This is a genomic window from Bacillus sp. 9.4 (assembly GCF_055486415.1).
On sequence record NZ_JBVFMU010000002.1, the window covers coordinates 969,212 to 985,305 of the forward strand.

14 protein-coding genes are annotated in these 16,094 nt (G+C 44.3%); 5 read left to right on the forward strand and 9 right to left on the reverse strand.

All coding sequences use genetic code 11. The features are described from left to right. The first annotated feature begins 78 nt into the window (after window positions 1-78). The gene (phoA, locus tag ACZ07B_RS11590) at window positions 79-1,455 is read left to right on the forward strand and encodes an alkaline phosphatase PhoA (RefSeq protein ID WP_464877201.1); all 1,377 of its coding nucleotides are present in this window, start codon (window positions 79-81) and stop codon (window positions 1,453-1,455) included. 29 nt (window positions 1,456-1,484) lie between these two features. Here the strand turns inward: phoA and spoVR are convergent, their stop codons facing one another. Beyond that, on the reverse strand, window positions 1,485-2,891 hold the full coding sequence (gene spoVR, locus ACZ07B_RS11595) for a stage V sporulation protein SpoVR (RefSeq protein WP_003233364.1): 1,407 nt from the start codon (window positions 2,889-2,891) through the stop codon (window positions 1,485-1,487). Between the two features lie 162 nt (window positions 2,892-3,053). Between spoVR and ACZ07B_RS11600 the strand changes: the two genes are divergently transcribed. The 3 genes from ACZ07B_RS11600 to lytF all read left to right on the forward strand — a co-directional run bounded on the left by ACZ07B_RS11600 (window position 3,054) and on the right by lytF (window position 6,744). Further along, window positions 3,054-4,580: a mechanosensitive ion channel gene (locus tag ACZ07B_RS11600; RefSeq protein WP_464877202.1), complete on the forward strand. Its 1,527-nt coding sequence runs from the start codon at window positions 3,054-3,056 to the stop codon at window positions 4,578-4,580. A 106-nt stretch (window positions 4,581-4,686) separates the two neighbouring features. Further along, complete coding sequence (nsrR, locus tag ACZ07B_RS11605; RefSeq protein WP_014479293.1) at window positions 4,687-5,127, forward strand: nitric oxide-sensing transcriptional repressor NsrR; 441 nt, start codon at window positions 4,687-4,689, stop codon at window positions 5,125-5,127. 153 nt (window positions 5,128-5,280) lie between these two features. Continuing rightward, the gene (lytF, locus tag ACZ07B_RS11610) at window positions 5,281-6,744 is read left to right on the forward strand and encodes a peptidoglycan endopeptidase LytF (RefSeq protein WP_464877203.1); all 1,464 of its coding nucleotides are present in this window, start codon (window positions 5,281-5,283) and stop codon (window positions 6,742-6,744) included. 41 nt (window positions 6,745-6,785) lie between these two features. Here the strand turns inward: lytF and ACZ07B_RS11615 are convergent, their stop codons facing one another. Then, a complete protein-coding gene (locus ACZ07B_RS11615; RefSeq protein ID WP_024573280.1) occupies window positions 6,786-7,109 on the reverse strand; it encodes a YqzG/YhdC family protein in 324 nt (107 codons plus the stop codon). Between the two features lie 200 nt (window positions 7,110-7,309). On the opposite strand from ACZ07B_RS11615, the gene ACZ07B_RS11620 reads away from it, so the two are divergent. Further along, window positions 7,310-7,552, forward strand: a complete 243-nt coding sequence (locus ACZ07B_RS11620) for a YhdB family protein (protein WP_003233373.1) — start codon at window positions 7,310-7,312, stop codon at window positions 7,550-7,552. A 14-nt stretch (window positions 7,553-7,566) separates the two neighbouring features. Here ACZ07B_RS11620 and yhdA read toward each other — a convergent pair whose 3' ends face one another. The 7 genes from yhdA to glpF all read right to left on the reverse strand — a co-directional run bounded on the left by yhdA (window position 7,567) and on the right by glpF (window position 16,038). Next, window positions 7,567-8,091, reverse strand: coding sequence for an FMN-dependent NADPH-azoreductase (yhdA, locus tag ACZ07B_RS11625; RefSeq protein ID WP_464877204.1), 525 nt, complete (start codon window positions 8,089-8,091; stop codon window positions 7,567-7,569). Beyond that, entirely contained in the window at window positions 8,088-8,735 is a 648-nt protein-coding gene (yhcZ, locus tag ACZ07B_RS11630; protein WP_153255838.1) for a two-component system response regulator YhcZ, read from the reverse strand. Before yhcZ ends, yhdA begins: the two co-directional genes overlap by 4 nt. Continuing rightward, window positions 8,732-9,871, reverse strand: a complete 1,140-nt coding sequence (gene yhcY / locus ACZ07B_RS11635; protein WP_029726343.1) for a two-component system sensor histidine kinase YhcY — start codon at window positions 9,869-9,871, stop codon at window positions 8,732-8,734. Before yhcY ends, yhcZ begins: the two co-directional genes overlap by 4 nt. A gap of 148 nt (window positions 9,872-10,019) precedes the next feature. Continuing rightward, window positions 10,020-11,765 (reverse strand): phospho-sugar mutase, encoded by a 1,746-nt coding sequence (locus ACZ07B_RS11640; RefSeq protein WP_464877205.1) that lies wholly within the window; start codon window positions 11,763-11,765, stop codon window positions 10,020-10,022. Between the two features lie 131 nt (window positions 11,766-11,896). Continuing rightward, complete coding sequence (glpD, locus tag ACZ07B_RS11645; protein WP_015715569.1) at window positions 11,897-13,564, reverse strand: glycerol-3-phosphate dehydrogenase; 1,668 nt, start codon at window positions 13,562-13,564, stop codon at window positions 11,897-11,899. Window positions 13,565-13,704: 140 nt separating this feature from the next. Beyond that, window positions 13,705-15,195 carry a glycerol kinase GlpK gene (gene glpK, locus ACZ07B_RS11650; protein ID WP_003233384.1) on the reverse strand — a complete coding sequence of 497 codons (1,491 nt, stop codon included), beginning with the start codon at window positions 15,193-15,195 and terminating at the stop codon, window positions 13,705-13,707. A gap of 18 nt (window positions 15,196-15,213) precedes the next feature. Then, a complete protein-coding gene (glpF, locus tag ACZ07B_RS11655) occupies window positions 15,214-16,038 on the reverse strand; it encodes a glycerol uptake facilitator protein GlpF (protein ID WP_003233386.1) in 825 nt (274 codons plus the stop codon). Between the last annotated feature and the right edge of the window lie 56 nt (window positions 16,039-16,094).

Sequence of the window (16,094 nt, forward strand, 5' to 3'; positions counted from 1 at the left end):
GTTTACATGATCAACAGCCGCATTTAACAAAATTTCCCTAACATGATAAACGGAATACATTAAAGGAGGCATGAGAAAATGAATTTATTTCAAAATATGAAATCAAAATTTCTGCCAATCGCCGCTGTTTCTGTCCTTACAGCTGGAATCTTTGCCGGAGTTGAGCTGCAGCAAACAGAAAAGGCCAGCGCCAAAAAACAAGACAAAGCTGAGATCAGAAATGTCATTGTGATGATAGGCGACGGCATGGGGACGCCTTACATAAGAGCCTACCGTTCCATGAAAAATAACGGTGACACACCGAATAACCCGAAGTTAACAGAATTTGACCGGAACCTGACAGGCATGATGATGACGCATCCGGATGACCCTGACTATAATATTACAGATTCAGCAGCAGCCGGAACAGCATTAGCGACAGGCGTTAAGACATATAACAATGCAATTGGCGTCGATAAAAACGGGAAAAAAGTGAAATCAGTACTTGAAGAGGCCAAACAGCAAGGCAAGTCAACAGGGCTTGTCGCCACGTCTGAAATTAACCACGCCACTCCAGCCGCATATGGTGCCCACAATGAATCACGGAAAAACATGGACCAAATCGCCAACAGCTATATGGATGACAAAATAAAAGGCAAACATAAAATAGACGTGCTGCTCGGCGGCGGAAAATCTTATTTTAACCGCAAGGACAGAAACTTGACAAAGGAATTCAAACAAGCCGGCTACAGCTATGTAACAACTAAACAAGCATTGAAGAAAAATAAAGATCAGCAGGTGCTCGGGCTTTTCGCAGATGGAGGGCTTGCTAAGGCGCTCGACCGTGACAGCAAAACACCGTCTCTCAAAGAAATGACTGTTTCAGCAATTGATCGCCTGAACCAAAATCAAAAAGGATTTTTCTTGATGGTCGAAGGGAGCCAGATTGACTGGGCGGCCCATGACAATGATACAGTAGGAGCTATGAGCGAGGTTAAAGATTTTGAACAGGCCTATAAAGCCGCGATTGAATTTGCGAAAAAAGACAAACATACACTTGTGATTGCAACTGCTGACCATACAACCGGCGGCTTTACCATTGGCGCAAACGGGGAAAAGAATTGGCACGCAGAACCGATTCTCTCCGCTAAGAAAACACCTGAATTCATGGCCAAAAAAATCAGTGAAGGCAAGCCGGTTAAAGATGTGCTCGCCCGCTATGCCAATCTGAAATTCACATCTGAAGAAATCAAAAGCGTTGAAGCAGCTGCACAGGCTGACAAAAGTAAAGGGGCCTACAAAGCCATCATCAAGATTTTTAATACCCGCTCCAACAGCGGATGGACGAGTACCGATCATACCGGCGAAGAAGTACCGGTATACGCGTACGGCCCCGGAAAAGAAAAATTCCGCGGATTGATTAACAATACGGACCAGGCAAACATCATATTTAAGATTTTAAAAACTGGAAAATAAAAAGGATGCAGAACGCTGCATCCTCTTTTTTATAAATATCTGCGGTGAACACCTTTTCCGTCGTACGAAAACATGACTTCCTTATCCTCAAGCACAGACTCAATGTGCACGCTTCTTCCCCAAAGCTGGAATAAATAAGGAAGCACTTTCTCCAAATATTTCAAATCCAGCTCTATTCCCTCATACCAATGCTTAATATAGAGCTCGTTATTTTTCATATAATCGCCGTCGTTTACTGTCAAATATGGAAATCCGCCATTTACCCGCATGCTTACGAGCTGGTCGCGTACCGACTTCCACTGTTTATCGATGATTTTATAATCTCGGCCCTGTTTTTGAAACAAATAAAGATCCTCGCGCATGACTAATTCTTTGGTTAAATAATTGCGGATGAAAGAGATATCGGATTCAATCTCCCTGACCTCAAACATTTTCTCCCGGCCGGAGTCAGGCTGCACGCCCATTTTCTTCATTTCCTCCGTCGGGTTGTTGTACCTCTTTTCAATGTCTTCAAATATTTTCAGCCCTAAATAATAAGGATTAATGCCTGTTTTGGACGGCTGAACGACACCTGCATTCAGCTTGGCGAACTCGATCGCTTCATCAGAGGTTAAATCAAGCTCACGTATAATTCGCTGGTGCCAATAGGAAGCCCAGCCCTCATTCATAATCTTGGTTTCCAGCTGAGGCCAGAAATAAAGCATTTCCTCTCTCATCATCGTTAATATATCGCGCTGCCATGGCTCCAGCTCCCGGGAATGCTCCTCGATAAAAAGCAGGATATCTTTTTCAGGCCGCGGCGGGAACGGTTTTTTCGATTTTTTCACTTGTTTTTTCGGTTTCTTTTCATCTAAAGACCATAGATCATCGTAAGGCGTGGCTGCCTCTTCAATCTCCTCTTCCTCATCATCCACACTCCATTGGAGCTTTGGTCGGACCAACGACGGATCGATATGCTCCTGAATCGAAAGGATCGCATCTAAAAAAGATTCGACTTCTTTAATCCCGTGAACCTGCTCATAGTGTTTTATCCGTTCAGCCGTTGCCGCCATGCTTTCCACCATATCGCGCTTCGTGTTTTGGAAACGGCAGTTGTTTTTGAAGAAATCGCAATGGGCAAGAACGTGTGCGACAATCAATTTATTTTGGATCAGTGAGTTGCTGTCCAGCAAAAAAGCGTAGCATGGATCTGAGTTAATGACCAGCTCATAGATCTTACTTAACCCTAGATCATAGTGCAGCTTCATCTTGTGAAACTGCTTGCCGAAGCTCCAGTGGCTGAATCTTGTCGGCATCCCGTACGCGCCAAATGTATAAATAATTTCAGCCGGGCAGATTTCATATCTCATCGGGTAGAAATCAAGGCCGAATCCTTTTGCAATTTCGGTAATTTCCTCAATTGCCCGCTGTAATCCCTTCTTCTCCTCCGCGTTCAACCGAATCCCCCCTACTTGGACTTATCTATAATGTATGAGCCCGCCAGACAAAAGATGATAGTCTCACTCGGGCAAGAAAAAATTCCCCCGGCACATTCATCTGTTTGCTTATTGGATCAGTGGGTAAACACACACCATACTACGAAAAAGGAGCGATACCAATTGAATGTAGCAGACGTGCTTTCTTCTTATCTCAGTAAGCTGCCAAACGTAATCATTGCTTTACTCGTCTTATTAATCGGCTGGGCTATTGCTAAAATCATTGAAAAAGCGGTATACAAAGGACTCAGCAAAACAAAAATTGACGACAAGCTCTTTGCTGGGAAAAAGCCTTCACGCTATTCCTCGGAAAAAGTCATAAGCAAGGTCGTTTATTTTATCGCACTGATCATCGTCTTTATTTTATTCTTTAACATTTTGCACCTGACAACAGTGGCATCGCCGTTTGTCAGTATGCTTTCGGCGATTGCAGCCGCGATCCCAAGCGTGCTGAAAGCTGGACTCATTCTGCTGTTAGGATGGGCTGCAGCCTCTGTTTTGAGCTTCCTTGTCAAAAAAATCGGGATGAAGCTGAACACGAGTGACAAACTGCGCAAGTGGAATTTGGTGTCTGAAGGAAAAGATATTCACCAGGCTGTCAATACCGCTTCACAAATTGTCTTTTATCTCGTGCTGCTTGTTTTTCTGCCAGGGGTCTTATCTTCTTTGAAAATCAGCGGCATTTCAGGTCCTTTTACAAATATGATGGAAAGCGTGCTCGCTTTTCTGCCGAAATTATTTGCAGCGGCGCTTATCGTATTAATCGGCTGGCTTGTTGCCCGCCTTGTTCGTGATATCATTACGAATTTCCTTGCAAGCATCGGCACCGAAAGATTCGCGGCACGTATGGGTTTATCAATTTACTTAAAAGATACAAGCCTTTCAGCAGTCATCGGAACAATCGCTTATGTGCTGATTATTATTCCGGTGGTCATTTCAGCGCTTGATCAGCTGGATGTCGCCGGCATTTCAAAACCGGCTGTCTCTATGCTGAATACGATTTTAAACATGCTTCCGAACATCATGATTGCCATCGTGCTTGTTTTAGCGGGTATCTGGGCAGGAAAATGGGTGAAATCCATGGTGTCCGGACTGCTCCATCGCGCAGGCTTTGATTCTGTCTTAGGGAAAATGGGCATGGATGCCGGAACGCCTGCAAAGCTGTCCTTGTCTCAAGTTGTCGGTATGATTGCGCAAATCATTGTCATTCTGCTCTTTACAGCTGAGGCGCTTCAAATTGTTCGGCTGCACTTCCTCGTAGAAATTGCCACTGGCATCATCGCGTATCTGCCGAATGTCCTTGTCGCAGTATTCATTCTCGGACTCGGCCTTTACGCAGGAGAATTGGTGAGAAAAGTGCTCGCAAGCATGATAAAAGGCCAGGAATTCAAGTCTTTAGCGCCTATTGCTAAATATACGATTATCGCACTTGCTTTCTTTATGGCCCTGGATCAGCTTGGTGTCGCTGCGACAATCGTCAATTCCGCGTTCATCATCGTTCTTAGCGGCTTCGCACTCGCTTTCGGTTTATCCTTCGGCCTTGGCGGTAAGGATTTTGCATCACGTTATCTGTCTACATTTGAACGCAAAATGCAAAACACAGAAATCGAAAAAAACCGTAAAAACCAAAATCCGCCGAATGACATGTAAGCAAAAAACATGCACCCAGCTGGGTGCATGTTTTTTAATTCCTTTTTTTTCATTTTTCAATCGATTATGATAAGATATAGAAAATGTCTTATTCTGAGGTCTTATTATGAAGTTAACCAATTATACAGATTATTCATTAAGAGTGTTGATTTTTCTGGCTGCAGAGCGTCCCGGAGAACTTTCAAATATAAAACAGATTGCCGAAACGTATTCTATTTCAAAAAATCATCTCATGAAAGTCATATACAGGCTCGGCCAGCTCGGCTACGTAGAAACGATACGCGGACGGGGCGGCGGCATACGATTAGGCATGGAACCTGAAGACATCAACATCGGTGAGGTTGTCAGAAAAACGGAGGACGATTTTAATATTGTTGAATGTTTTGATGCGAACAAGAATCTCTGCGTTATTTCCCCGGTTTGCGGCTTAAAACATGTGCTGAATGAAGCGCTTTTGGCCTATCTTGCGGTTTTAGACAAATATACACTGCGCGACCTCGTCAAAAACAAGGAAGATATCATGAAGCTTTTAAAAATGAAGGAATAGATCCATGATTCCTTCTTTTTTTATGCCCTTTTTCCCCCTTATTGTTAAGATAATTTGGCTATTTTTATAAAAAGGCAAAACGATGAGACAAATGTGCCGATATAAAAAAGAAACAGCAAATGCAAAATCATTGGGGGAAAAAGGAGAGCTAAGATGAAAAAGAAATTAGCAGCAGGGCTGACAGCATCTGCGATTGTCGGCACAACTTTAGTAGTGACACCAGCTGAAGCAGCAACGATTAAGGTCAAAAGCGGAGATTCTTTATGGAAACTGGCCCAAACCTATAACACAAGTGTGGCGGCCCTCACATCCGCCAATCATCTTTCGACTACTGTTCTGTCGATCGGCCAGACGCTTACTATTCCAGGCAGCAAATCCAGCACTTCTTCATCTACTTCAAGCTCAACAACCAAGAAGAGCGGAAGTTCTGTTTACACAGTGAAAAGCGGAGATTCACTTTGGCTGATCGCAAATGAGTTTAAAATGACGGTGCAGGAACTGAAAAAATTAAACGGACTAAGCAGCGATTTAATTCGTGCTGGGCAGAAATTAAAGGTGTCCGGTACTGTTTCTTCAAGCTCTAGTTCCAGTAAAAAAAGCAACTCTAACAAGAGCTCAAGCTCCAGTTCAAAAAGCAGTTCTAATAAGAGTTCAAGTTCCTCATCTTCTACGGGAACATATAAGGTGCAGCTTGGAGATTCACTTTGGAAAATTGCAAACAAAGTCAATATGTCCATCGCTGAATTGAAGGTCTTGAACAACTTAAAATCAGACACCATTTACGTGAATCAGGTGTTGAAAACAAAATCAAACGGCTCTGATACGTCTACTAAAGACACTTCATCCAAATCGAACCAAACTTCAGCAACAACTAAATATACCGTTAAAAGCGGTGATTCACTTTGGAAAATCGCAAACAACTATAACCTGACTGTACAGCAAATCCGAAATATCAACAATCTGAAATCAGATGTGCTTTACGTTGGACAAGTATTGAAGCTGACAGGTAAAGCATCTTCAGGCTCTTCATCGTCGTCTTCTTCGTCAAATGCAAGCTCCGGCACGACGACTACATACACGGTGAAAAGCGGTGATTCCTTATGGGTGATTGCTCAAAAATTTAATGTAACAGCTCAGCAGATTCGTGAGAAAAACAATTTAAAAACGGATGTCTTGCAGGTTGGCCAAAAGCTGGTCATTTCCGGAAAAGCTTCATCATCGTCTTCATCCGGTTCTTCAAACACCACCAGCTCAACGAGTGCGAAGATTAACACAATGATTTCGGCCGCTAAAGCGCAGCTTGGGGTTCCGTATCGCTGGGGAGGCACGACACCGTCCGGGTTTGACTGCAGCGGATTCATTTACTATGTACTGAACAAAGTCACTTCCGTATCTAGATTAACGGCAGCGGGATATTGGAACACAATGAAATCAGTTAGCCAGCCTGCTGTCGGAGATTTCGTTTTCTTTACAACATATAAAGCCGGCCCTTCCCACGTCGGAATTTACCTAGGCAACGGGGAATTCATAAATGCCAACGATTCCGGAGTTGTCATTTCCAATATGAACAACTCTTACTGGAAACAGCGCTATCTCGGTGCAAAACGATATTTCTAAAAACAGAAACTGTGCGGCCTTAACGGCTGTACAGTTTTTTATTAGAGCCTAAAGACGTTGATGCTGATCATATGATTTGTCACCGGATGAAAATAGACTTCGGCCCGAACAGAAAAAGTGTCATCTTTTTGTCTGACTGTTACCCGAAAGACATCTTTCGTCTGCTGATCATTCACCTCTGTACGCCCCATATAAGCATAATCAGAAAATGAAGCGTCCTTATATTCATCCTGAATTTTGCTCCAGGCAAGCTGTTCCCACTTTTGAACGGACTCGTTTGTGTCCGTTGAATGACCTTTTGCAGCCATTGACACGATAATCAATCCGCAAAAAAGAAGCGCGATGGTATACGGCAGAGATTTCATTTTTTCAGTCTCCTGTACCCAGAATATGTTCCCTCATAGGTTTACCAAAAGCGATATCTTCATTCAGGCATTTTGATTTTATGTCTCCCTCATTTTGCTACCCCTTTACTGCCGCAGACGCCAAGTTTTGCCCCGTCAATAACAGAGGATGCGGCATAAACTAATCATGAACTTCTCACCCAAGAAAGGAGAAGCGATTCATGGATTATGCCGATTACGATAAAGCGCTTTATTACACCCATCGTTCTCAATGGGATAATTTATTAATTTTAATGGTGCGTACAGAGGACGATTTGTTGTCAAAACGAATTGAGCATTTTCTGCATGCGTATCATTTTGAACAGGATTACGCCGTTTTAGAAAAGATGCTGTATTCCCTTCTCCGTTATATTGATCATGCCACAGAGCTGACTTATGAAGATCAAATAGCCCTTCTCACATAAACAAATCCCGGCGTTTAAACGCCGGGATTTCCTGCTTTTGCGAACATGCTGAGTTCTTCAACAAGCTCTTTTAAGCTTTCCTTAATGTTTTCAGCCACTGTAGCATTTTCAACATCAATATGCACCGGATCAAGCACCAGCTGCTTCGGAATGACATTGGCGTAGACACCCCGCATCACAGTTCTCATATTGTTCAGCGCATTGATGCCGCCTTTTCCGCCTCCCGCTACTGCCAATAATGCAACGGGCTTATATTTGAATTGTTCGCTGCTTAGAAAATCCAAGGCATTTTTTAAAGCGCCGCTCATGCCGCTGTGATATTCAGGCGATAATAATACAATCGCATCCGCTTTAGAAACGCGTTGCTTAAGCTCCTGTACCTTCAACAGTTCAGATTGATCAGCTTCACCGTTAAAAATCGGCAATACAAACTCGCTTAGATCAATCAAACCCGTGTGATACAGAGCTGCAATATAGGATGCTGCAATTCTTGTTCTGCCATGTTTTCTTGGCGTGCCATTTATGACTAACATGTTCATTTTGAGATCTCTCCATTCAGATTATATTTCACTGCGAAAAGCGCTGCTTGCGTGCGATCAGCCACTTCAAGTTTTGCTAAAAGATTCGATACATGGGTTTTTACTGTTTTTTCTGAAATAAACAAGGCTGCTGCGATTTCTTTATTGCTTTTCCCGTTTGCTATTTCAGTCAGAACGTCTTTTTCCCTTCTTGTTAATTGATAGTATTTTTCTTTTTCCGGGTCGTGCTGATTTTTCATATGTGTCAGCACATGGGGCATAATAGCTGTAGAAAGCTTGTATTCTCCAGCATGCACTTGTCTTAGTGTTTTCACCAATTCCTCGGGCTCCGTATCCTTTAATTGATACGCCTTCGCGCCTGCCTGAAGCGCGGGGATGACGTGCTCCTGATCAGAGTAGCTCGTCAGCACAATGATATCCGTCTCCGGAAATTGCTGTATTGCTTTTTTAATGGCTTGAATGCCGTCCATCTCGGGCATAGACAGATCCATTAGCACAAGATCCGGCTTTGTCTCTTCGATGACACGGAGAGCTTCTATTCCGGTTGCAGCTTCTCCGACAACTTCAATATCATCCTGGGTGGCAAAGAAAAAACGCAGACCCTTTCTGACAACATGATGATCATCAGCAATGACAATTTTCATACCGCCCCTCCTTTTCGGCTTGTTAGCGGAAGCCTGATGGACAGCTTTGTTCCAGTTCCAAGCGCTGACTCAATCCAAAACTTAGCGCCGGCTTTTTCCGCCCGTTCTTTCATACCCTTGATGCCAAGTGAAGGCAGACCGGCATGCGCTTCATAGCGAAATCCTGCCCCATGATCGATTATATCCAGCTCCGCATGGCACAAAGAAGCAGTCAGACTAACATAAGCCGTATCCGTTCCGGCATGCTTTTTGCAGTTATTTAAAGCTTCCTGGACGACACGCCATAGCATATGCTCCTGCTCATCAGTCAGAACAGGACTGCCTTTTTGTGTAAAAATGATCTTCAATCCAATGAGCGCACCATAACTTTTAATGGCTTCAGCCAGCCCTTTTTCCAATCCTCCGGGGCGAAGCTGCCAAATTAACGCTTTCATTTCTGCGAGCGCGTCCTGTGATAGGTTTTGGATGAAATCAATCATCTGCTGTAAATTCTCATCTTTTGTTAGTGTCTTCGCAGCTTTGGCAGTTAAACTGACGGAAAACAGCATTTGATTGACAGAATCGTGAAGCTCCTGAGCGAGTCGGTTACGCTCCATTAAAAGAGCATTTTTTTGTTGATATTCAGAAAGCCTCATACGCTGGATTGCCGTTCCGATCTGAAAGGCGACAGATTCGAGTAAATGCAGCTCTTCCTCATCAAACATGGTTTTTCCGGCCGCCGCTACATTTAACAATCCGAATCTTCTGTCCCCGTCTTCTAAAGGCACAGTTGCATGATGCGTAATCCCTTCTGTGTCAAAACAATGCAGGTTTTCTGCTGATTCGATGCGTTTGCAGTTCATGATATTTGCAGCTTTTCTAAGCCCTCCGTTATTGAATTTCGTCAGGCAGTAACACTCCCCTTCGCACATCAGCACTTTTTCCTTGCGGCTTAAAGCCGGGGGCAGATAAGCGTCGGCCGCTAACGTATAAGACCCATCTTCTTCGATCAGAAAAATCCATCCGGATTGAAGGTTTGTCAGACTCAGCAACTCTTTTAAAACCTCATCCAGTGTTGCTTTGATATCGTGCCCTTGATTTAAGGTTTCCGCAATCGTTTTCAGCGTTTTTAATTTTTCCATCCTCGTTTTGCTCACGTTTCTCACTCCGGCATTGATCTTGTATTTAAGATTATACCAGTTTTTTGTATTTCATTGCTTCACTTGTAGGATGATTTTCTTTCAGACTTTTGGATGAGAAAAAGAAAAAGCCGGATCATTTACAATGACCCAGCTCATACTTGAATTATTTTGCTGTTGACTCAACAATTTCATCCACCGTCTTCATTACATCTTCAGAAAGGGAGGCAAGACGCTGTTCACTGTCTTCCAAAGATGACCCTTTTACGGCGAAATAAAATTTCACCTTCGGCTCAGTTCCTGAAGGACGAAGACAGAACCAAGACCCGTCTTCCAGGAAGTATTTCAATACATTTGATTTTGGCAAGTCGATGGCTTCTTCTTTGCTTTCAGTCAGAAGCGTCCGTTTGCTTACAGCGTAATCTTCTGCTGTGACAACCTGTTTGTCCGCCATTTTCTGCGGCGGATTTTGTCTGAAGGAAGCAAGAATCGCTTCAATTTGCTCTGCTCCTTGTTTGCCTTTCAGCGTCAGGGATTTCAGCCCTTCACGATAAAAACCATACTCGTTAAAGAGATTGATGAGCGCCTCATACAAAGACATTCCCTGTTTTTTATAGAACGCGCAAACTTCAACTGCCAAAAGCGCAGCCTGAATGGCGTCCTTATCGCGGGCAAAATCCCCGATTAAATAACCGTAGCTCTCTTCATAACCGAATTGGAAGGTATACTGGCCTGATGCCTCGTATTCCTTAATCTTTTCACCGATAAACTTAAAGCCTGTCAGCGTATCAATCGTATCAAGGCCGAATGAAGAAGCAACAGCACGGCCGATTTCGCTTGTGACGATCGTTTTGAGAACAACACCGTTATCAGGTAGGATGCCTTGTTTTTTCTTTTCAGAAAGCAGGTAATGAAGCAGCAGCGCTCCGGTTTGGTTTCCTGTCAGCACTGTATATTTGCCTTGATCGTTTTTCACCGCGATGCCGAGGCGGTCAGCATCAGGATCTGTCGCAATGAGAATATCTGCATTCTGCTCCTCCCCAAGCTTAATGGCATATTCGAATGCCGCATGCTCTTCCGGGTTTGGCGATGTAACAGTGGAGAAGTTTGAATCCGGCAGTTCCTGTTCTTTGACAACCGTTACATTTTTGTAGCCGAGTGCTTCAAGTCCGCGTCTGACCGGTTTATTTGCAGTTCCATGCAGCGGTGTGAAAACAACCTTTACATCTACTTCTTCCGATAATTCAGGATGTACAGAAATGGACGTCAGTTTTTCTGTATAAACTTTATCAATATCTTCACCGATGATTTTGATTAAGCCTTTTTCTTTTAACTTATTTTCTTCGTCCACTGTGATCGTCAGCTCATTTTCAATCGCGTTTACCTGCTCAATGACGATGTCCGCTTCCTTTGGAGGCAGCTGGCCGCCATCATCCCCGTATACTTTGTAGCCGTTATATTCAGGCGGGTTATGGCTTGCCGTTACTACAATTCCCCCATAAGCGTTCAGCTGTCTGACAGCGAATGACAGCTCTGGCGTCGGGCGAAGCTCATCAAACACGTATGTTTGGATGCCTTGTGTCGCAAGTGTTTTTGCCGCTTCCATCGCGAACTCCGGAGATTTATGGCGGGAATCATAAGCAATGACAACGCCCCGTTTTTTCGCTTCCTCACCTTGCTTCGAGATGTATGCCGCAAACCCGGCCGATGCTTTGCGCACAGTGTAAATATTCATCCGATTTGTCCCGGCGCCGATTTCCCCGCGCATTCCGCCGGTACCGAATTCAAGGTCTTTATAGAAACAGTCCTCAAGGGCCTGTTCATTCCCCTCTAATTCAATAAGGCGCTCTTTTAATTCCGGGTCTAAATGTTCTGTCTGTTTCCAGCGTTCATAGCTCTTTCTCCAAGTCATATTCGTCCTCCTATGTATCAGCTTATGCCATTATTTTATATGAAGCGGGTGCCTCTGTCACTTGATAACCTGAGATCTGGCCCTTTCGGCACGTAAAAAGAAATAACGGGCTGCAGACAGCCCGTTATGATTTATTGCTCAAGCGGTACGACCGCATCGTGTAAAAGCTTGTTGAGGTTTTCTGTATGTTTGTTTTTCGCCTGCTCATCCCATTGGAATCGCTCGCTCATAAAATCAATAACGGCATCTTTATATGTTCTTACCCAATTGATATCGAAAAATAAACGTCCCGTTCTGCGGACAAAGAAGTCAGCAGGGGTTGCAGTCATCTCCTCTTCTATACTGTATTCTGCCTCAGCAAGAATATGAACCGGAATGTTGCGTTTCGCGGCCTCATCTTTCAGCGCTTCTACCCGGTCAAAGACGCGATCTACGTTAGAGCCGTATCTGATCGCAAGCTGTTTTGCGTCTTTTTCTGATAAACCGGCTGCAATTCCTTCTTTTGTTTTTGCGGTAACGAAGGACATGAGATTTTTCGAACCGCCGACGTGCCCGCCAGAGATTGGCATGTTTTTCGTTTTACATGGTCCAAAATCCTTTTCGCCTTCTTCTTTTAAGCGATCACGGACAAGATCAACGATGTGCTCCGCCATTTTTCTGTATCCAGTCAATTTTCCGCCGGCAATGGTGATCAGGCCTGAGTCAGATGTCCAAATCTCGTCTTTCCGTGAAATTTCAGAAGGATCTTTGCCTTCTTCATGAATCAGCGGACGCAGCCCCGCCCAGCTGGATTCGATGTCATTCGCAGTGATATTCAGTTCCGGGAACATGTAATTGATTGAATTGATGACATAATCACGATCCTCCGTTGTCATCCGCGGATGCTCCAGCGCCTCTTTGTAAACAGTGTCTGTTGTTCCCACGTATGTTTTGCCTTCACGAGGAATCGCAAATACCATCCGTCCATCAGGTGTATCGAAATATACAGCCTGTTTCAGCGGAAAGACAGACTGGTCAAATACAAGGTGAATGCCTTTTGTATGCTGCAAATGCTTCCCGTTTTTCGAATGGTCTTTTTCTCTGAGCTGATCGACCCAAGGGCCTGTAGCATTGACAATTTTTTTCGCATACACTTTATATTCTTTCTTTGTCAGCACATCTTCAATTAATACGCCGACGGCTTTGCCTTTTTCGTAAAGAAGCTCCTTCACTTTGGAGTAATTCACAGGCTCTGCCCCGAATTTCACCGCTTCCTTCATGACTTCGATGGTCAGTCTCGCATCGTCAGTGCGGTATTCCACATAGTACCCGCCGCCTTTTAAGCCGTCTTTTTTTACCAAAGGCTCTTTTTGCAGCGTTTCTTTTGCTGAAAGCATGCTTCTTCGTTCTGACTTTTTCACACCTGCAAGGAAGTCATAAACTCTTAACCCGATAGATGTTGTAAATGAACCAAATGTGCCGCCTTTATGAAATGGAAGCAGCATCCATTCCGGTGTAGTGACATGCGGGCCGTTTTCATACACAATCGCTCGCTCTTTTCCTACCTCAGCGACCATTTTCACTTCAAATTGTTTTAAATAGCGCAAGCCGCCATGTACCAGCTTCGTTGATCGGCTTGATGTTCCTGCCGCAAAGTCCTGCATTTCGCTTAGTGCGACCTTCATTCCCCTTGATGCCGCGTCAAGAGCTGTTCCGGCTCCTGTAATTCCTCCTCCGATAATAAATAGGTCATATGTTTTTTTCGTCATGTCTGTCAGCATGCGATCTCTTTCAAGACTTGAAAATTGATGTTTCATCATTACGTTTCCTCCTTGTTGTCACGGTAAATAGAAAAAGAGACCACAACAGCCAAAGTGCATGCTTACACTTTGGTGCTGTGGTCTCTCCTCATCTCAGGACCGTTCTTATTAACTTGTAACCATTATACCATAGTATTACTTTATTTGAAAGCCATAGCTGCTTTCACGGCTTTTTGCCAGCCTTTATACAGCTCATTTCGTTTTTCTTCTTCTAATTCAGGCTCAAACCGTTTATCCAGATTCCACTGGTTCGCGATTTCAGAACGGTCCTTCCAGAATCCCACAGCGATACCCGCCAAATAAGCCGCGCCAAGTGCAGTCGTTTCATTAATTTCCGGGCGCTCCACAGGAACATTCAACAGGTCTCCTTGGAACTGCATTAGGAAATTGTTTTTCACAGCTCCTCCGTCTACACGAAGCGTCTTTAATGAAATGTTTGAGTCTGCTTCCATTGCGTCAAGCACATCTTTTGTCTGATAAGCCAATGACTCCAGTGTCGCACGGATAAAGTGCTCTTTTGTTGTCCCTCTTGTCAGGCCGAAAACCGAACCGCGCACATCACTGTCCCAGTAAGGCGTGCCCAGTCCGACAAAGGCCGGAACAACATACACGCCGTCAGTTGAATCCACTTTCTCTGCATAAGATTCGCTAAGCGATGAATCCTGGAACATTCTCAATCCGTCTCTAAGCCACTGGATGGCAGAGCCAGCGACAAAAATGCTTCCTTCTAACGCATAGTTCACTTTTCCGTCAATGCCCCAAGCGATTGTTGTCAAAAGCCCATGTTCAGACTTAATTGCTTTTTCCCCGGTATTCATCAGCATGAAACATCCTGTGCCGTAAGTGTTTTTCCCCATGCCTTCTTCAAAGCATGCCTGGCCGAACAATGCGGACTGCTGGTCGCCTGCCGCTCCCGCAATCGGGATATTTTTTCCGAAGAAGTGATAATCAACAGTCTCCGCATACACATGGGAAGACGGCTTCACTTCAGGGAGCATGGATTTCGGTACGCCTAGAATGTCGAGCAGTTCATCGTCCCATTTTAAATCGTAAATATTAAACATCAGTGTTCTTGAGGCATTGGAGTAATCGGTCACATGCGCTTTTCCGCCTGACATTTTCCAAATGAGCCACGTATCAATCGTTCCAAACAGCAGCTCGCCTTTTTCCGCTTTTTCTCTTGCGCCTTCCACATTGTCTAAAATCCACTTCACCTTCGTGCCGGAGAAGTATGGATCGATTAAAAGCCCAGTTTTTTCTCTGAATTTATCATTATATCCTTTTTCACGAAGTTCCTCACAAATGCCGGACGTCTGTCTGGACTGCCAAACGATTGCATTATAGACAGGACTTCCTGTATCTTTATCCCACACAACCGTCGTCTCGCGCTGGTTCGTGATGCCGATGCCGGCAATTTGAGAAGCGCTGATTCCTGATTCAGAGATGACTGAGGCGATAACCGCGAGGACAGAGCCCCAAATTTCATTGGCATTATGCTCAACCCAGCCAGGATGCGGGAAGTATTGTGTAAATTCCTTTTGAGCAGAGTGAACGATTTTGCCTTCTTTATTAAACAGAATCGCTCTTGAACTTGTCGTCCCCTGATCTAAGGATAAAATGTACGTTTCCATAAGATGTCTCCCCTTTGATTAAATATATTTTGAATTTGATAATGTTTTAGCAGAATGTGATTTCGTATAAACATAGAGTCCTAACAATACCACAACCAATATAACGCTTACAATCCAGAAGCTGCTTGTGATGTGCCCTTTAAATGCAGCGTTGTAAAATACGCCGCCGAATGATCCGCCTAAAATCGGGCCGACTACCGGAACCCATGCGTATTTCCAGTTTGATGAGCCCTTCCCCGGAATCGGAAGAAAAGCGTGGGCTATCCGCGGACCTAAGTCACGTGCAGGATTGATAGCATAGCCGGTGGTGCCTCCCAGAGAAATACCGATTGCTACAATGAGGAAACCGACGATTAAAGGATTAAGTCCTTCTGTAAATTGATTTGCCCCAATGGCCAAGATTCCAAGCACAAGGACAAATGTCCCAATCACTTCGCTTAAAACGTTTGCAAATGTATGCGGAATGCTGGGCCCTGTTGAGAAAACACCCAGCTTGGCAGCGGGATCATCCGTTGACTTCCAGTGCGGGAGGTAATGCAGATAGATAATCACCGCACCGATGATCGCTCCGATCATTTGCGCCGCAATATAAACCGGAACCTCTTTCCAAGGAAAATCTCCTACAAATGCAAGCGCTATCGTTAGCGCCGGATTCAAATGGGCACCGCTGATGCCGCCAACCGCGTATGCCGCCATCGCAACACCCAATCCCCATCCAAATACAACAACAATCCAGCCAGACTGGAATGAAAGCGATTTCTTTAAATTGACACCTGCACAAACACCTGCACCAAAAATGATAAGCAGCATCGTACCGATGACTTCTCCCCAAAATGCTGTCATAGCACATTCCTCCTAAAGTCACGATTAAAAAGCATGATAGAGAAGAAGAGAATAAA